The organism is Chryseobacterium sp. WX (genome assembly GCF_029542485.1).
GTDB lineage: Bacteria > Bacteroidota > Bacteroidia > Flavobacteriales > Weeksellaceae > Chryseobacterium > Chryseobacterium cucumeris.
Window position 1 is genome coordinate 2212395 of record NZ_CP120710.1, and the last position, 19128, is coordinate 2231522.

Consider the following 19128-nt stretch of genomic DNA (forward strand, 5'->3'; position numbering starts at 1 on the left):
CAATTTTTTATTTCTTATTAAATAAACTTACTACTACGGCAACTGCTGTAACCGCGATAGAAATAGCGGTCAAATAAAGTCCAGTATTGGGATTTTGTTTTGCTAAAACATCTTTGGTATTACTTGAGGAAACAATAATAGCATCCCCTTGCTTCAGGTTGTAATAAGGAGAATTAATGAGATTGGCATCCCGAATATTAATACGGCCATGAGAAACAACGCCATTTTCTGTTCTGATCACCAATATGTCTTCTCTTTTCCCATATTGCGTCAGGTCACCAGCCATACCTAGTGCATTTAAAATAGTTGCCTGCCCACTTGCTATAGTATAGTCACCCTGTCTGTTAACTTCTCCAAGTACTGTAACTTTAAAATTCGAGAGCCTGATATTAATTGTTGGGTTAATAACATATCTCGTCATTTTTTCTCTAAGTTCGTCTTTAAAAGCGGTGAGACTTTTATCCGATGTATTCAGTTTACCTAAGATAGGGAAGTCAATATCTCCATTTGCATCTACAATATATGTTGGCCCAGACATAATTGTAGAGCCCTGATTAGGAGTATTTCCTCCTGCTATTGCATTGGTCTGGATAAGTTCTGATGAAGAATAGTTCTGATTAAAAGGCTTTACAACATCCATATCTTTTGCAGTGATCAGAATAATAAGCTGATCTCCTACCTGGATTGTATTTGCTGAATTTTTAGCAGAGGCACTGATTGCAACCTGTTCTATATTCTGCATATAATTTAAATCATTCTTAGCATTGGGATTCACTTTACAAGAAATCACTAATGAAGATGCCAAAACTACTGCTAATATTTTTCCTTTCATTATTTTGTTAAATTATGCAAATATACATTTATATTTTGTCTATTTATCAAGAGCCTCATAGATTGAATTATTGCTTCGGAATTCCGGCACTATAGTTTTAAGAATCCTTACTACTTCCACTTTATCTCTTCTAAGAGAAGCTTTTGTAATTTCTTTAGTAAGAGTATCTATTTCTGCAAATCCCATAGAAGGATCTTTGGAGATCATGATTTTATCATTATGAGTAGGAAGTGTTTTTGCGTCATCACTCAAGAGTTCTTCATATAACTTCTCTCCAGGTCTCAATCCTGTATAAATGATCTTAATATCAATATTAGGTTCGAATCCTGATAATTTTATCATTCTTTTGGCAAGATCAATAATTTTAACAGGTTCTCCCATATCAAAGACAAAAATTTCACCTCCTTCACCCATTGTTCCTGCCTGAAGAACCAGCTCACAAGCCTCAGGAATAGTCATGAAATATCTTACAATTTCCGGGTGGGTAATGGTTACCGGTCCTCCAGCTTCAATCTGCTTTTTAAAATGAGGAATTACAGAACCGTTAGATCCTAATACATTTCCAAATCTTGTTGTAATAAACTTGGTAACATTACCATCTACATTCTGAAGTGACTGCACAAAAAGCTCAGCAGCTCTCTTTGAAGCTCCCATTACGTTGGTTGGATTTACAGCTTTATCTGTAGATACCATTACGAAACGGTTTACTTTATACTTACTGGATAGCTTTGCAACTATTTTTGAACCTAATATATTAACAAAAATAGCTTCGTGAGGATTTTCTTCTACCAAAGGTACATGCTTATAAGCAGCTGCATGATATACCATTGAGAAATTATACGTTTGGAACAGAGATTCCATTCTGTGATGATTGGAAACATCTCCTAAAACAAATTTGAAAGGGATATGAGGAAATTTTTCTCTCATTTCAAGTTCAATTTCATAAAGCGGTGTTTCTGCCTGATCTAAAACGACAATCAATGAAGGATTGAAAAGAGCAACCTGTCTAACAATTTCACTTCCTATAGATCCTGCTCCACCGGTTACTAATACTGTTTTATCAAAATGTCTGCTTTTAACTTTTTCATTTTGAATTTTGATAGGTTTTCTGTTTAATAAATCTTCAATTTGAAGATTTCTAATAGATCCCCCTAGATCGCTGTCTCTCAGTTTTTGTACTGATGGTGCTTTAAAGACATTAAGATCTTTCTCTAAAAATAAATTCACCCATGAATTCATCTCATCTCTGGCCATCATTTCTTTAACAATAAGAACGCCATCAATAATAAGATCTTCTTTGGTGTTTTCTTCTATTTTTTGTTTTTCATAAATTGGCTTTCCTAACAGAGATGCCCTTTTAGAATCTGTTCTTTGTGTCAGAAAACCTACTACCTGATAAGGTAAACTCGGGTTATCAAGAATTGCACGTGCAATGGCAATAGACTGCTCATCAATTCCCAATACTAAAATTCTTTTTTTCAGTGCGCTTCTTCTGTATTCCCTCACAATATGGAAAAATTCCTTCACATAAAGTCTGAAAAGAAATAATCCCATAAATGAAATTACGAAATAAAGCATCAGATAAGGAGTAAGGATAAATTTGCTTCCTGTAATCCAGAAATAGCAGATATTTACAGTTCCGATAGCCAGCATTGTGCAAAAGCAGGAGATCAGGAGTTTAAATAAATCTATAAAGGTGGAGTGGCGGATTATCCCGGCATAGGTCTTGAAGACATACATAAAAGAAGCATTCACCAGAATAATAAAAGCGAAAATTAGGCTTTTATCATCATGATATATGAATTCCTGTTTTGTAATTTTTGCGATAATGTAGGTAGAAAGAAATAAAGATATTACCAGAATAATAATGTCTATTACAAGAATTATCCATCTAGGAAGATATCTTACGTCTGAGAGATTGACAACATTATCCCCTCCAAATATTGTTTTTCTAAGAGAATTGTACATTGTCTATATTGGTGTTCATATTTAATTAAGGTATAATATCTAATTATCCAATCAAAGATAGTTTTGATACAATCATGCAAAAGTAAAATAAATTTATTTCAATATGCTGAAATCAAAAATAAATTTGATGTTACATTTATAAAATCTAACAATTTCATTGTGGTACAGCTAAACCCACAGACAAAAATCATACCAGAGAAACTGTTTATGACGACGACATTTATCTATGTAAATTTTTTATTTCAGCTGTTTTTTCTTTAAAAGAATTATTAAATCTTTATATATCAATCTTTTTCAATGAACTGATTGTTTTTTTTCCTAAAAGTCATACGTCAAGTTTTTTCTTATTTATTAATATTTAGCCAAAAATATCAATTATTTTCTCATACTCAAAACCTTTACTCATCAAATATTTTATAGTTTTGGTTTTTTTTTGATATTCTTTCAAGCCAGTTTGTTTGGTATAATAATCATCAAAAATTTTTCTGATTGTTTTCTCATAATCTGAGTCATCAATCTCATCAAAACAAGAGCTTATCAACCTCTCTGAAATCTGTTTTTGTTTCAGATTGATCTTAATTTTGGTCTTTCCCCAGTGTTTAATGTAAAATTTCCCTCGGATATAGCTCCTGGTAAATCTTTCTTCGTTCAGAAAGTTTTCTTTCAGCAGAAATAAAATAATTTCTTCTTTTGCTTCATCAATAAGCAGAAACTCTCTCATCTTCTGTTCCACTTCCGCATGGCAGCGGTCCTGGTAAACACAATAGTTAACAAGCTTCTGTTTAATTTCGTCGAAAGTATAAGATTTCTTTTCCATTGTAATAAAAAAAGAATGAGCAGTTTGCCCATTCTTTATATGATATTGGAATGTCTGTTAGTAATTGAACAGAGCTTTGCCTTCCATTAATTCGTTAACTTTCTTTCTTACAGATCCAAGAACTTCTTCATTCTTGATATTATCTACCACTTCAGAAATTAACCCTGCAATAGTATCCATATCATTTTCTTTAAGTCCTCTGGTTGTAATAGCAGCAGTTCCTAATCTGATACCAGATGTTGTAAATGGTGATTTATCATCAAAAGGAACCATATTTTTATTACAAGTAATATCAGCAAGCACTAAAGCTTTTTCAGTTTCTTTACCGTTTACTCCTTTATTTCTAAGATCTACTAACATCAGGTGATTATCTGTACCACCGCTTACGATATCAAAACCTCTGTCGATCATTGCTTTTGATAATGCCTGAGCGTTAGATTTAACCTGTTTTGCATAAGTTTCGAACTGTACATCCAATGCTTCACCGAACGCTACCGCTTTACCAGCAATTACGTGCTCAAGAGGACCACCCTGAATACCTGGGAATACAGCTCCGTCAAGTACCTGGCTCATCATTTTAATTTCTCCTTTTGGGGTTTTGTGACCGTAAGTATTTTCAAAATCTTTACCCATCATAATCATCCCTCCTCTTGGTCCTCTAAGGGTTTTGTGAGTAGTAGTCGTTACTACATGACAGTGTTCGAATGGAGAGTTTAACAATCCTTTTGCCACTAGACCTGCCGGGTGAGCAATATCTGCCCAAAGCGTTGCTCCAACTTCGTCTGCTACTTCTCTGAACTTAGCATAGTCTAAATCTCTTGAATACGCTGAGAAACCTGCGATAAGCATTTTTGGTTTTTCTCTCAATGCCACTTCTCTCATTTGGTCATAATCGATAAGACCTGTTTCCTGCTGAACTCCGTAAGAAACTACGTTATATTGAATACCTGAGAAATTCACTGCAGAACCGTGAGTAAGGTGTCCTCCCATTGAAAGGTCCATCCCCATGATTTTGTCACCTGGTTTCAAAACTGCAAGATAAATGGCTGCATTCGCCTGAGAACCGGAATGCGGCTGAACATTCACGTAGTCTACTCCAAAAAGTTCTTTAGCTCTGTTAATCGCTAAAGTTTCAACCTCATCTACTACTTCACATCCTCCGTAATATCTTTTTCCGGGATATCCTTCAGCATATTTATTTGTCAGTACACTTCCCATTGCTTTCATCACGTTTTCAGAAACAAAGTTTTCTGATGCAATAAGTTCTAAACCATGGGTTTGTCTTTGTCTTTCCTTTTCAATCAGGTCGAAAATAATATCCATTTTACTTTTAGTTTTTGAAATTTTCACCCCAAATGTACGGAATTTTCGTCGAGATTTCTCTATTGAAAAAATGATTTTTAAACACTAAAAAATGAATATATATATCCACAAATCCTACATTATGGTTCTTTTAAATGTGTCAAAAAGCCTTTAAAATTCATCATCAGAAAGTTCTTTATTCACCATAGCTCCGGCAAAATTCCCTTGTGCAACTGCATTGGCTACGGAACGCATCATGGTTACATTATCTCCACAGGCAAAAAGTCCGGAAACGGTTGTTTTCTGCATTATATCCACTTTAATAAACCCCTGTTCTGTAAGTTCACACCCCAGATCATCAGATACATTGATATTTTGCTCAAAAGGAATTTTCGCATACAAAGCCTGCAATGGAACTTCCTTTCCGTTTTTAAAAATTATTTTTTGAATGAAACCATTTTCATGTTTTACTTCTTTGATTTCATCTTCGTTAAGGATGATATTATTATTCTTTAGTTTTTCAAGTTGTTCGTCACTAAGAACAGCTTTTCCATTGGTAAATAAAGTGAGATTTTTAGTCAGATTAAAAATCAGTTTTGAAAACTCGTAGGCCATATCTCCGTTGGAAAGAATTCCGGTAATTTCATTTTTCACTTCATAGCCATGACAGTATGGGCAATGAATAACAGAAATTCCCCAACATTCTGCAAATCCGGGAATATCCGGCATGATATCCTTCACTCCTGAGGCAAGGATCAATTTTTTAGCGTAAAATTTTTCACCTGTTGAAGTTTCAATCACAAAACCTTTATTTGCTTTCGAAGTTTTTACCACTGTTCCATTATAAAATCGTACGGTATCATACTTTCCTACATCTTGTTTTGCCAGCTTTGCAATTTCCGCAGGTGTTTTTCCGTCATGAGTAACAAAATTATGGGAATGTGGAGTTTGTCTGTTGCAAGGTTTTCCGTTATCGATAACCAGGACATTTCTTAATGATCTTCCCAAAGCCATTGCTGCAGATAATCCTGAATAGCTTCCTCCTGTTATGATGACATCAAAGTTTTTGTTTTCCATAGTTTAGTTGATAATTGATAATTGATAATTGATAATTGATAATACAAAGTTAACCTAAAATCAATTAACGCAATAAAGTTGCAATAAAATTCATCTATTAACTTTATCTTGTCAACAAATCATCATTTCCAACGTTATTGAAAACTATTTCCATTCATTTTTAACTTCGATAATTTCATCCTGAATTCTCTTGTTGATATTTACTTTTGCTCCCTGCAAACTGAAAATTGCAGTTCCTCTTTCTCTCGCGTAAGGATTGGTAATGGAATCTTTTAATGTTGCAATTTCAAAAAAGGAACCGGATTCTTTAAGTTCTTTTCCTGCTTCAGATGCCTCTTTAATCCTGATCACATTTTTATATTTTTTGTTTACATCTATCCAATTGATATAATCTGCATTAAATGACACTGCCACGACTCCGGCTTTTGAGTAATAATTAATAGCTCCGGTCTGTCCGTAATTATCACACAGTACCATGGTTTTTCCGGTTTTTGACAATCTGGAATATTCTTTATCTACTTTTTGAGCCAGCTCTTTCCAACCCTGCATATCAGCAAAATCCTGTGGCAGCGGATGATCTTTTCCATCTTCCCAGCGAAGCAACCCTAATTTTTTGTATTGACTTTGGTGGGACACGATGTATTCAGGACTTTTATTTGGAAAAGCCACATTATACAAAGGCAGAAATAAAAGTATTGGAATAAGTATGCTAACCGGCTTCAAAAATCTTTTCAAGCCTTTTTCAAATAAATTTCCGAGAAAAACAGCACCAAAAGCAATATACACAGGATAGAGTCCGATTGCGTAGTAATCTTTTGCTTTAAAAAACAAAAACAGAATGATCGTGAAGATATAGCTCCAAAAGAAAAACCTGTATTTTTCAAAAGGTTTGTATAACAGCAATGCTCCCCAGCCTGCAATAATCACAAAAATAACTCCGGCAAAAAATAAAATCTGGGATTTCATAAAATCCATTCTGTCTACATGTACAAGCTGCCGTTCAGAAAGTTCTTTCATATGATGAACAACCGGGAACTTGTTCTGGTACTGCCAGAGAAGGTTGGGAAAAATAATAATCAAAGCTAAAAGTGCAGCCCAGTACAAATGAGGCAGCATAAAAATCTTCCTTTGCTCTGTCAGCAATAATGCAGGAATAAGCCCTAACAATGAAAAAGCAATATTGTATTTGTTTAATATTCCTATTCCGACAATGATAGCACCTATATACAACCATTTTACTTGTTGGGAATTGAAATATTTAATCAGACTGTAGTAAATAAACAACCATAGAAAGATCTCCAGAGAGGTTGGCTGGAATAACATATTTACCCGAAGAAGTACTGAAAATAATAGCCCTAAAGAAGCCAGTACTTTAGCAAACAGGTTTCCATTGAGCTCTTCCACAACTTTCCATGTCAGTACTATCGTCAAAGCTCCGAACAGCGCTGGAAAGAATTTAACCCAAAAGATGGAATTTCCCAACATTTTAATTATCCAGGCCAACCAGGAATTAACGGGAGGAACGGAGAGATATCCCCAGGCAAGGTGATTAGCCTGATCAAGATGCAGGTATTCATCTCTGTGAAGTTCATACTCAGGGCTTATCAGCGAGTATTGGAGTGCAAACTTTGCAATGATAAAAAGTAACAGAATCCAATAGTCTTTTTTCATGGAGGTATAGTTTGGAATTTAAAATTAAGACATTTTAAAATTACTTTTTGTTACACCTTTCCGAATTTATTATCAGCAATTTCAGTTTTTACTTTTTGAATCTTGTCTGACCAATAATTAATTTCCTCATTTTTATCCGGGAATTCTTCTATAGATTTATTCTGACATGAAATCAATGATTCCTGATAAGACTGCAAGATGGTTTTTAAATACATTTCATAGTCATTAGGATTTTTGGGAATATATCCAATTCCATCACAGCCACATGTATGAAAGCATTTTCCCGTTTTTAAAAGACTTTCTATAATTTTCCATTCTTTAACTGCTGTTTTTTTAGGAGCTTTGAAATCTTTCCCCAGATCAGCCATTACGTTGCTGCACTCAGGACATTTTATAGTTCTGTTTTCAATCTCTGAAACAATTTTTTGTAATTCCTCTGTTTCTCTTTTTCTGAAAACATATCCTACTTTGCGAATTACCTTCCCATTAGGCTCATGGTATACTTTTTCTTTTTCTACTCTTTTTATAATATCGTATGCATCCTGCTGTTTAAATGATTTTCTGCATTTGAAGCATACGTAATGTGATTTATAGGTTTTCCCAGCATATCTGCACATTTTTCATAGATTATCCAATTCAAATATAGGAATTTACACTTGCAAAAGTTTTGATCTAAAAAAAGAATCCCGGACGAAAAAAATTCCTCCGGGATTCACAGTTTAAAAGTGTATAGTGTAGTTTATTATTTTTTATTTGCTTTTTCTTTAAGCTCTTCTTTGTCTTTATCAGAAGGGTTCCAAACTTTCACTTCGGTATCTTTTGTGATATTTGATCCCGGAAGAATCTGAACGTTGATCCCGTCACTAGCTCCCAGTTTCACATATACTTTTTTGAATTTCCCATCTTTTTGTTTTGCTTCTACGAAAGGTACATCTTTTCCTTGTTTCTTTTCGTACTGAACTAAAGACTCATCCAATAATAATGCATTTTTCTGAGAACTCAATACAATTTCACCATTCGCAGAAAAACCTGCTCTAATATACTCATTATTAGGATTAGTTACGTTTCCTTCTACCGGAAATTTAATTGTTCCTGCATTATCTTTTCCTTTTGGAGCAATCATCGTTAGTTTTCCAGGGAAAGTTTTATTTTGAAGAGCACCGATCACAATGTTCATATCCATCCCTTCACTTAGTTTTCCGGCTTGTGCTTCATCAATTTCACCTTTAAAAATCAAAACATTTAAATCAGCCACTGAGCAGATTGTAGTTCCGGCATTAAAGTTATTGGCTTCAATCACCTGGCTTCCTGCTTTTACAGGAACTTCCAGTACAGTACCTGAAGCTTTGGAACGAATTTCTGTAGTCGCTAACCCTTGTCCTTTAAGTTCAGGAGTGGCACCTGTTTTAGCAATCTGTAATCTTTTTTGAGCGGTATTCAATTGCTGCTGGGCATTTTTTAAAGTCTGTTGCTGAGAGTACAATTGCTGCTGGGCGTTCAGATACTCCTGTTTAGAAGCGACTCCTTGTTTGTATAGCTTATCCTGCATTTCAAACTGTTTCTGCATATTCCCTACATTCATCTGAGCATTACTGATCTGGATCTGCGCATTCTGAACTTCCTGCTGAGCAGCGTTTACTTCGGAGATACTTGGAACAATTTTTACGGTAGCAATCAGCTGTCCTACTTCTACTTTATCTCCTTCTTTTACTAAAATCTTATCGATAATCCCAGCAATATTGGGTTTGATTTCAATTTCTTCTTTGGGAACGATTTTCCCTGTAGCCATTACTTTATCATCCATATTCTGGATAGTAGGTTTGCGGGTAAGGAAAGCCTCACTTTCTTTGGAGTTTGATTTGATAAAATAGCCAAGCCCTGAGAACAATGCCACTGCAAATAAAAGCCCCAAGACTATATAAATGGCTTTTTTCCAGGTGAATTTCTTTTTCATATGTATAGTTTATTTTTTTTAAATTGAATGATGTGAAAATTAATTATTCTGTTCTTAATGCTTCAATAGGTCTAATCTTTACCGCTCTCTGCGCAGGAATCATCCCGATTATCAATCCTAAAACCACCATTACAGCCATCGCCGCAAATACGTTTCCATAGTTAACGGTCGGATTATAAAAAGGAAATGAATCCTGACCCTGGGTAGCCGCATTGAGGATCATGAGCACAAAAATTCCAGACATAAAACCTATTAATCCTGAGGAAAGTGTAATCACAACACTTTCCAGCAAAATCTGATTTCTTACTTCAGCAGGCTTTGCTCCCAATGCTCTTCTGATTCCGATTTCTTTGGTTCTCTCTTTTACTGTAATCAAAAGAATATTGGAAATAGCGATTACTCCTGCAAGAATCGTCAGTGTACCAACAATAATGGTCAGTAGCTGCATCCCAGTAAGAAAACCGGTTAGTTTTTTAAACTCTTTTCCAAGATTGAAACTTCCGAAAGCATTGGTGTCTTCAGGTGAAACTTTATTTTTGGTTTTTAAAACCTGTTTTACATCTTCTTCCACGGAATTAACGTTAGCATTAGGCTTACTTACAATCGCAAACAGGTCTATCTGGTCTCCTGCATTATACATTTTCGTATAAGTGGAAAGTGGAATGAAAGCGGTCTGATCATTTTCAAAGCCGCCTCCTTTTTTCACACGAAAAACTCCGATGACATTAAAGAAGAGACCTTTAATATTGATTGATTTTCCTATTGGATTTTCTTTTTTCTTGGAATCAAAGAAGTTTTTATAAATCTCTTCTCCAATAACTACTACATTTTTATTTCCGGAAACATCGGCATCATTGATATAGCGTCCGTAGATCAGTTTCTTTTCTGAAATTTTATTTCCTACAGAGTAATCTCCCGTTAATGAATAAGTACCGTTTTTCCCGTTTCTTGACATTGATTCTCCCGGTGTTCCGGTAAAGCTTCCTCTGGCATTTTGTGGCGATATATAATCTATGGCTGTTACTTTCCTTTTCAGCATATCCATATCGGTTAAGTTCAAGTGAACTTCTCTTCCTTTAGGAAATCCCTCATATGGAATGGATGTTTTCTGTGCCCATAAGAAGATTGAATTGGTGGCAAAACCGGAAAATAATTTATCAAAACCATTCTCCATCCCTTTTGCGGCTCCAAGAAGGCTTACATACAAAAACATTCCCCATCCTACGCCAATCATGGTAAGAAATGTTCGGAGTTTATTATTCCTCAATGAATAATAAATTTCCTGCCAAGTATCTTTTTTAAATATGATATTCACCTTTTTGAATTATAAGTTATAAATATGATTTATGAATTCCATTCATTCTTTTAACTAAAAATTTGCTTTTGTTTTTTAGTTTATATTATTCTGTTCTCAATGCTTCAATAGGTTTGATTCTTGAAGCTCTGTACGCAGGTACAAATCCAGCAATCAATCCTGAAAAAATCAGGGCAATAAATGCCATAATAATAGCTCCCCAACCTACACTTGGACTTTTAATGAAGAATTCTTCAAGACTGTCACCAATAAGGCTTAATGTCAAAACACCTACTCCTACTCCTACAAGTCCGGATACCACTGTAATCACAACGCTTTCCTGAACAATCAGTCCTACGATTCCGCTTGGTTTTGCCCCAATAGCTTTTCGTACTCCGATTTCTTTGGTTCTTTCTTTCACGATATACACCATGATATTACTGATCCCGATAATTCCCGCAAGCAATGTTCCCAGACCAATAAATCCAACAATAGCGGTAAGAACTGCCATAAACGTAAATGTATCATTCATATTTTTGGCGTTATTCCAGACACGAACTCCATTTTCATCATCAGGAGAAACATTTTTTCTGGCTTTCAGTTTATCTTGTAACTCATCACCATATTTTATGGCCTGATCCGGAGTCAACTTATCATTATAGGTGATATAAGCTATATTCACTGTGTCAGAACCCTTTTTCATCTGCTGTAAAGTGGTAATAGGTACTGTAATATGTCTTTCATCCCGGTCACCTCCATCATCTGAAAAGACTCCGATCACCTTGTACATCGTTCCGTTAATATCTAGCTCTTTTCCAATAGGATTTCCATTTTTGATCAAATCCCGCTGAACCATTCTTCCGATTACGGCAACATTTAATTTCCTTGTCAAATCCATAGATGTCAGATAACGACCATCAATAATTTTTCTATTCTCAATAACCTGCTCTCCCGGCTCAGCACCATTGATCTGATAGAGACCACTCTCTTTCCCATATTTCACCATTAAATTGGCGCTATACCTGGGACTTGAAGGACCCGCTTTTTTCTTATCTGCATTTATCAAAAAATCATAGTCTGCGTTATTCATTGAAACATTTCTATCAGACTGTAATCCCTTATACGCTAAAGTGGCTTTCCCTGTTGAAATAATAATAAGGTTCTTAGCATCTCCGGCAAATCCTTCTGAGAAAGCATTCTGAAGTCCTTTTCCAATTCCAAAAAGTACGATGAAAATAAACAGCCCCAGGGCTACCGTAAACCCTGAAAGTACCGTCCTGAGCACATTGCTCCGGATAGAACTGAATATTTCCTGCCAACGATCTAGGTCAAACATAGTTTTTATTTTTTTACTTTGTAAAAAAGTCAATTAGCTGCGCTCTCAATTTTCTTCGAAGTCAATTAACTTTGTTGTCAATTTATTCTTCGCAAAACTTTAGTTACGAACCTGACTAATTTTCACATTTCTAATCTTTTTTTAACATTTTACTTAACAAGATAAATGCTGTTTTTATTAAATTTCCAATTTTTGTTAATTCCTCTATTTTAATATAATTACATTCTATAACGATATCAAAACAAGAATCCAACTCAATAACCGAACCTCTGGCAATTTCAAAATACCTCTTTCTTTCCAGTTCAGATTTTCTTGAACATCCTTCAGTAATATTTAGTACAACTGAAGTAGAAGCTCTTCGTATCTGATCGATTATGTTAAACTTTTCATGATCAGGGATTTTAGATAAAATTTTATAACATTCTATTCTTAATTCTCTGGCTGACCGATATACGTCAAGCTTATAATGGTTCAGATTTAAAAACATTTTTATTTTTTTTCATATTCATTCGTGTGTGTTATTAATTATTTTCCCTCTTCATTATCAATTCACTTGTAAAGCAAAATTGACCATTCACGATTCACTTATAATACAATCTGCTTAATAAACTCATCACTTTCAATAATCCCGTCCTTCAGTACTACATTTCTTTTAGTTTGTGCAGCTACATCAGGTTCATGGGTTACAACGATGATTGTTTTCCCCTCATTATTGATATCCTGAAGCAGTTTCATAATATCATGAGTAGTTTTGGAATCCAATGCTCCTGTAGGCTCATCTGCCAGTACTACTTTTGGGTCTGTAATCAAAGCTCTTGCAATAGCGACTCTTTGTTTCTGTCCTCCGGAAAGTTCACTCGGAAGGTGGTTGGCCCATTGTGCCAATCCTACTTTCTCCAGATATTCCATCGCTTTCTGATTTCGCTCTTTTCTCGGTACATTCTGATAGTACAGAGGAAGTGCTACATTTTCTAAAGCCGTTTTATAATTGATAAGGTTAAAAGACTGGAAAATAAATCCTAAAAACCTGCTTCTGTATTCCGCAGCTTTTACTTCAGATAAATGTTCGATAGGAACTCCATCCAATTCATAGATACCTGAATCTTTTTCATCCAGAATCCCAATAATATTAAGAAGCGTGGATTTTCCGGAACCGGAACTTCCCATAATAGAAACAAACTCCCCTTCAGAAATATTCAGATTAATTCCTTTGAGAACGTGAAGTTTGCTTTTCCCTGTATCGTATGACTTATTTAAATCCTGAATTACTAACATTAAGTGATGTATGTTTTATACCCAATAAGTAGATGATATTTTCAAATTGTTACAAGAATAAAAATTTATTCAAATATTTTTTTGTTTAACACAATAGACCTTTATTTATAACACTTTACAAAATATTGTTTAACTGTAACTCTGTATTTGTATCTATTTATCCTCAAGATTGCTGTCTAGCCTATTATCCGAGCCAGTTTCATGTAAATGTGGAAAACTTTTCAGGCTAAAAGTCAGCCTATTAGTATTTACCTCTTTCAAAATCAGTTCTTTTTTTCGAACTTTGCTATTAGTTCTTTACAAGAAATATGAATTTGCGGAAGTGAATAACTTTAATCCACAACTTGCAGATAAACAAAAAGTTAAGTATTTCCTGAACGTTATCCACAGAGATCTAAATTATTTAATTATAAAGATATTTAATATGGGAATTTTTGATAAAAGAGTAAGTTATAAGCCATTTGAATACCCGGAGGTTCTTCAATTTGTAGAGGCAATCAACAAATCGTTCTGGGTACATTCGGAAGTGGACTTTACTGCAGATGTTCAGGATTTTCATTCGCAGTTGGAACCACATGAAAAACATGCTGTGAAAAATGCGCTGTTAGCCATTGCACAGATCGAGGTGTCTGTAAAGACATTCTGGGGGAATTTATACAACCACCTACCAAAGCCGGAATTCAATGGATTAGGATCTACTTTTGCAGAATGCGAGTTTCGTCATTCTGAAGCATATTCCCGTTTATTAGAGGTATTAGGATACAATGACGAATTCCTTAATGTTATCGAAATTCCTGCTGTAAAAGGAAGAATCGAGTTCCTGGGAAATGCTTTAAAACACGCTAATTCTGCAACCCCTAAAGAGTATGTTTCTGCTTTACTATTATTCAGTATTTTAGTAGAAAATGTTTCTCTTTTCTCGCAGTTTGCCATCATCCTTTCTTTCACAAGATTCAAAGGATTCATGAAAAACGTTTCCAATATTATTGCATGGACTTCCGTAGATGAGCAGATTCACGCTAATGCAGGAATCTACCTGATCAACAAAATCCGTGAGGAACAGCCTGACTTATTAACAGACAGCGATATCGAAGACATTTACACTTTGGTAGATGAGTCTATCGCAAGAGAAGGTGATATCCTTAGCTGGATCTTTGAACTGGGAGAAATTGACAACGTTTCTAAAGAAGATCTTCTTAACTTCATGAAATACCGTGTAGATGACAGCTTGAAGAAAATCAACATGAAAACAAAATACAACATTACTCCTGAACAATACAGACCAATGGTATGGTTCGAGGAAGAAGTTTTCGCCAATTCATTAGATGATTTCTTTGCAAAAAGACCTGTAGACTACACGAAACACGATAAAAGTATTACAGCAAACGATTTGTTTTAATATTGGGGCGCGAGCGAAGCGAGCGTCAAAGCGGTCAGTATCAGGACTACCCTTTTCTGATTAATAAGTCAAATTGTTGTTCATCAGTAAAGCACAAATACAAAAGAAATGATTAATGTAATAGTAACCTATACGGTAAACCCCGAATTTGTTCCAAACAATAAAACGAATATCCAAAAGTTTCTGGAAGATTTCAAAAATTTAGATCCTTCCACCTTTGAATATAAAGTTTTTGTAAAGGAAGATGGTGTTACTTTTGTACATTATTCAAACTACATCAATGAAGAAGTTCAGCATGAGGTTTTGAATGTTCCGTCTTTTAAAGAATTTCAGAGATTAAGAGACGAAAGCGGGCTGAACGGTTCCCACAAAGTAGAAATTTTACAATCAATATTATAAAAAAACAAAATTCCGGAGTGATTCTCTCATTCCGGAATTCGAAAATATAACATCTATGGAAGAGCAAAATTCAAATATATGGTGGCTCAATGAAGAGTCTGAGCAAATGCTGAACAGAGGATATCTGTTGAAAGGTGAAACGGTAGACGGAGCTATCGACAGAATTACCACTGCTGCTGCAAAAAGGTTATACAAACCTGAACTTCAACCGGCATTCAAAGAAATGATCACGAAAGGATGGATCAGCTTCTCTTCTCCTGTATGGGCTAATATGGGAACAGAAAGAGGTCTTCCTATCTCCTGTTTCAACGTTCACATTCCGGACAGCATTGAAGGAATTACTCATAAAATGGGTGAAGTCATCATGCAGACTAAAATCGGAGGTGGTACTTCAGGATATTTTGGAGAATTGAGAAACAGAGGAACTGCTGTAACAGATAACGGAAAATCTTCAGGAGCAGTTTCATTCATGAAGCTTTTCGATACGGCTATGGATGTGGTTTCTCAGGGAGGAGTAAGAAGAGGTGCTTTTGCTGCTTACTTAGATATTGACCACGGGGATATTGAAGAATTTTTATCCATTAAAGATATCGGCAGCCCGATTCAGAACCTGTTTACCGGAGTATGTGTACCGGATTACTGGATGCAGGATATGATTGACGGTGATATGGAAAAACGTAAAGTTTGGGCAAGAGTATTGGAAAGCCGCCAGCAAAAAGGTCTTCCGTATATTTTCTTCACAGACAACGTGAACAGAAATAAACCTCAGGTTTATAAAGACCTGGGAATGACGGTGAATGCAAGTAACCTTTGTTCTGAAATCATGCTTCCATCAACAATGGAAGAATCTTTCATCTGCTGTCTGTCTTCCATGAACCTGGAATTGTATGATGAGTGGAAAGATACCGATGCTGTAAAACTGGCAGTATACTTCCTTGATGCTGTATTATCAGAGTTCATTGACAAAACTGAAGGAAACTATTACCTACAGGGAGCAAGAAACTTCGCGATGCGTCACAGAGCTCTTGGATTAGGCGTTTTAGGATACCACTCTTATTTACAGAAAAATATGATTCCGTTTGAAAGCTTTGAGGCGACTCAGTTCAATGCAAGAGCATTCAGACATATCAAAGAGCAGGCTGAGCAGGCTTCAAGAGAACTTGCCAACATCTATGGAGAACCAGAAGTATTGAAAGGATACGGATTGAGAAATACCACAACAATGGCTATTGCTCCTACCACTTCAAGTTCTGCCATCTTAGGACAGACTTCTCCTGGAATTGAGCCTTTCTCTTCCAACTATTATAAAGCAGGTCTTGCGAAAGGAAACTTTATGCGTAAGAATAAATACCTTGCACAACTATTGAAAGAAAAAGGACTGGATAACGAAGAAACATGGAGAACAATCATGCTGAACCACGGATCGGTACAGCACCTGAACGAGCTTACTCCTGAAGAAAAGGCAGTATTCAAAACGTTCAAAGAAATTTCTCCAATGGAGATTATTTCTCAGGCAGCACAGAGACAGCAATATATTGATCAGGCACAGTCACTGAATCTTCAGATTCCTTCTACAATGCCTGTAAAAGATGTCAACTACCTTTATATTGAAGCTTGGAAAAAAGGAGTAAAAACCCTTTACTACCAAAGAAGTTCATCTGTTTCAAAAGAAATGATGGTTAACTTCGTATCATGTTCAAGCTGCGAAGCATAAGACCAAGTAATAAACACGCTATATTTACAAAAGCATACCGAAAGGTGTGCTTTTGTCGTTTTCAATGCTGATTCTGTCTAATTACTTTCCGTAGGAATCATGAAATGCTCTGAGATTTTTGGTTTATATTTGTGTTTATTGTTTAACACCCAAAACTACAGATATGAAATTCGGACAAGTAGAAGACCCATCAAAAATAGATTTCACATTACCTAAAGACCATCCCAAAACCAAAGAAATACTGTCTCTTAATAAAAAAGGGCTGGAAAATATTTCTATCGGGTGTGCAAAATGGAATAAAACAGACCTTAAGGGATTCTATCCTAAAGGAACTAAGGATGAGTTGACTTATTATGCTACTCAGTTTAATTCTATCGAATTGAATGCTACTTTCTATGGAATGCCAACTCCTGATCAGGTAAAAACCTGGAAAGAAAAAACTCCGAAAAATTTTAAATTCTTCCCTAAGATCACCAATACGGTTTCCCATTTCAGAAGGCTGATTGATGTGACAGATCCCGTGACTCATTTTGCTTCTGCTATTATCAATTTTGATGAGAAACTGGGAATGGCTTTTCTTCAGCTTCACGATAATTTTAAGCCTAAGGACTATGACAGGCTGGAAAAATTCGTAAAAGAATGGCCTAAAGAAGTTCCATTAGCCATAGAACTCCGAAATACGGAATGGTTTACCGATGAAGAAATTCTGAATACAACCTGTGAACTTTTTGAAGCCCATAACATCACCAATATCATTGTAGATACCGCCGGAAGAAGAGATATGCTTCATATGCGACTTACTACCCCTAATGCATTTATCCGCTATGTAGGAGCCAATGCTGAAAGTGACTATGAAAGACTGGATGATTGGTTGAAACATCTTACCCAATGGAAAAAAGTAGGTCTTCAGAATCTTTATTTCTTCGTACACCAGAACATTGAAAAAGCTTCTCCTTTATTATCCGCTTATTTTATCAGGAAGATGAATGAAGAATGGAAAACTGATATTCATATTCCGCAAATGGCAACAGAAAGTACCGGAACACTTTTTTAGTACAAAGGATTGCTGAGATAAAATTAAATAGGCTACATTCAGTTAATTTCTTACACCCGATTCATTCCTCTCTGTAACAAAAAAATTTGTATATTAGAGTATAATGTATTTCACTAAACATTATGCTTTAAAACATAAATTATGGAAAAGGAAATTTGTACAATCAGCATTGCTAGCAACTGGCTTGGTGATGAATATATTTTTTATGAAAATCATACCATAAAAAGAGTATATGACAGCCACAGTTTGAATTCCAATAAGAGCGAATGGCTTGAGCCTAAAGAAATCAGTAAACAAAATAAGGATAAACTTATCAAAGCCTGTCCTGAAGAATTCAAGGAACGGATTATGCAGATTCTGGATTATCCTTGACAGAAACTAAAAAGGTAATGAGTATTGGAAACTCATTACCTTTTTTATTTATTTTTTCTAATCAGCAGCACAAGATTGAGAAACAGAAGCAGAAAGTCCAGCGTAATCCAGATTCCCAGTTTGGTATTCTCATAATTATAAGCGTCTACCTGCTTTTTGGCCGCATCAGACAGCTTCATACTTTGATTGATGTAGTTCTGTACTTCTACAATCTGATCAATATTTTTATTAGGTACAGAATGTTGAGAAAAATAGACTAAGTTTTTCTTTCCAAGATAGCCTGCAATCCAGTATTCATCAGACTTATCCATTTTCAGGTATTCTATTCTGTAATATTCCGGGCGTATTTTTCCAATATGTTTAGGCTCAAGGGTTGTATTTTGATCTGTTTTATCTACTTTGATTAAGTAAAAATCCAATGCCTGTGGAAGTTTATTAACCACCTGAAGCCCCACAGAATTATCAACAAATGCCACAGCACTTTTCTTGATAAACCAGTACGTAAATACAGAAATTGAAAAAACAACTGTTACAATACGAAACAGCTTTGCCCACTTGGCCATACTTCCTGATTTAATCTTAAACAGGACCAATGAAAGGACACAAGCCAGAAATATGATAAAAATAATGAGTGTCATATTTTACAAAGATACTCCTTCTCTCT

18 protein-coding genes are annotated in these 19128 nt (G+C 35.3%); 5 read left to right on the forward strand and 13 right to left on the reverse strand.

Annotated elements, in window-relative coordinates:
- Positions 1-7: 7 nt before the first annotated feature.
- The 12 genes from PZ898_RS09920 to PZ898_RS09975 all read right to left on the reverse strand — a co-directional run bounded on the left by PZ898_RS09920 (position 8) and on the right by PZ898_RS09975 (position 13526).
- Positions 8-832, reverse strand: coding sequence for a polysaccharide biosynthesis/export family protein (locus PZ898_RS09920; RefSeq protein ID WP_062673994.1), 825 nt, complete (start codon positions 830-832; stop codon positions 8-10).
- 39 nt (positions 833-871) lie between these two features.
- Entirely contained in the window at positions 872-2800 is a 1929-nt protein-coding gene (locus PZ898_RS09925) for a nucleoside-diphosphate sugar epimerase/dehydratase (protein ID WP_062673991.1), read from the reverse strand.
- Positions 2801-3158: 358 nt separating this feature from the next.
- Positions 3159-3617 carry a regulatory protein RecX gene (locus tag PZ898_RS09930; RefSeq protein ID WP_062673988.1) on the reverse strand — a complete coding sequence of 153 codons (459 nt, stop codon included), beginning with the start codon at positions 3615-3617 and terminating at the stop codon, positions 3159-3161.
- 57 nt (positions 3618-3674) lie between these two features.
- Positions 3675-4940, reverse strand: a complete 1266-nt coding sequence (glyA, locus tag PZ898_RS09935) for a serine hydroxymethyltransferase (RefSeq protein ID WP_034699074.1) — start codon at positions 4938-4940, stop codon at positions 3675-3677.
- A gap of 150 nt (positions 4941-5090) precedes the next feature.
- Complete coding sequence (locus PZ898_RS09940) at positions 5091-5996, reverse strand: NAD(P)/FAD-dependent oxidoreductase (protein WP_062673987.1); 906 nt, start codon at positions 5994-5996, stop codon at positions 5091-5093.
- Between the two features lie 144 nt (positions 5997-6140).
- The gene (locus PZ898_RS09945; RefSeq protein WP_277695421.1) at positions 6141-7667 is read right to left on the reverse strand and encodes a glycosyltransferase family 39 protein; all 1527 of its coding nucleotides are present in this window, start codon (positions 7665-7667) and stop codon (positions 6141-6143) included.
- A 50-nt stretch (positions 7668-7717) separates the two neighbouring features.
- A complete protein-coding gene (locus tag PZ898_RS09950) occupies positions 7718-8284 on the reverse strand; it encodes a hypothetical protein (RefSeq protein ID WP_062673983.1) in 567 nt (188 codons plus the stop codon).
- A 125-nt stretch (positions 8285-8409) separates the two neighbouring features.
- Positions 8410-9621, reverse strand: coding sequence for an efflux RND transporter periplasmic adaptor subunit (locus PZ898_RS09955; RefSeq protein ID WP_062673981.1), 1212 nt, complete (start codon positions 9619-9621; stop codon positions 8410-8412).
- Positions 9622-9664: 43 nt separating this feature from the next.
- Positions 9665-10936 (reverse strand): ABC transporter permease, encoded by a 1272-nt coding sequence (locus PZ898_RS09960; RefSeq protein ID WP_062673979.1) that lies wholly within the window; start codon positions 10934-10936, stop codon positions 9665-9667.
- Between the two features lie 85 nt (positions 10937-11021).
- Positions 11022-12251: an ABC transporter permease gene (locus tag PZ898_RS09965; protein WP_120232078.1), complete on the reverse strand. Its 1230-nt coding sequence runs from the start codon at positions 12249-12251 to the stop codon at positions 11022-11024.
- Between the two features lie 130 nt (positions 12252-12381).
- Positions 12382-12738 (reverse strand): four helix bundle protein, encoded by a 357-nt coding sequence (locus tag PZ898_RS09970; protein ID WP_277695422.1) that lies wholly within the window; start codon positions 12736-12738, stop codon positions 12382-12384.
- A gap of 98 nt (positions 12739-12836) precedes the next feature.
- Positions 12837-13526, reverse strand: a complete 690-nt coding sequence (locus tag PZ898_RS09975) for an ABC transporter ATP-binding protein (RefSeq protein ID WP_062673972.1) — start codon at positions 13524-13526, stop codon at positions 12837-12839.
- 424 nt (positions 13527-13950) lie between these two features.
- Between PZ898_RS09975 and PZ898_RS09980 the strand changes: the two genes are divergently transcribed.
- The 5 genes from PZ898_RS09980 (at position 13951) to PZ898_RS10000 (ending at position 18464) form a co-directional block, all read left to right on the forward strand.
- Positions 13951-14925: a ribonucleotide-diphosphate reductase subunit beta gene (locus PZ898_RS09980; RefSeq protein ID WP_062674779.1), complete on the forward strand. Its 975-nt coding sequence runs from the start codon at positions 13951-13953 to the stop codon at positions 14923-14925.
- Positions 14926-15033: 108 nt separating this feature from the next.
- Positions 15034-15324: a hypothetical protein gene (locus PZ898_RS09985; RefSeq protein WP_062673969.1), complete on the forward strand. Its 291-nt coding sequence runs from the start codon at positions 15034-15036 to the stop codon at positions 15322-15324.
- A 55-nt stretch (positions 15325-15379) separates the two neighbouring features.
- Positions 15380-17038, forward strand: a complete 1659-nt coding sequence (locus tag PZ898_RS09990) for a ribonucleoside-diphosphate reductase subunit alpha (RefSeq protein ID WP_062673967.1) — start codon at positions 15380-15382, stop codon at positions 17036-17038.
- Positions 17039-17201: 163 nt separating this feature from the next.
- Positions 17202-18092: a DUF72 domain-containing protein gene (locus PZ898_RS09995; protein WP_277695423.1), complete on the forward strand. Its 891-nt coding sequence runs from the start codon at positions 17202-17204 to the stop codon at positions 18090-18092.
- A gap of 141 nt (positions 18093-18233) precedes the next feature.
- A complete protein-coding gene (locus PZ898_RS10000) occupies positions 18234-18464 on the forward strand; it encodes a hypothetical protein (protein ID WP_062673962.1) in 231 nt (76 codons plus the stop codon).
- Between the two features lie 44 nt (positions 18465-18508).
- Here the strand turns inward: PZ898_RS10000 and PZ898_RS10005 are convergent, their stop codons facing one another.
- Positions 18509-19102: a hypothetical protein gene (locus PZ898_RS10005; protein ID WP_082798780.1), complete on the reverse strand. Its 594-nt coding sequence runs from the start codon at positions 19100-19102 to the stop codon at positions 18509-18511.
- Positions 19103-19128 lie beyond the last annotated feature (26 nt).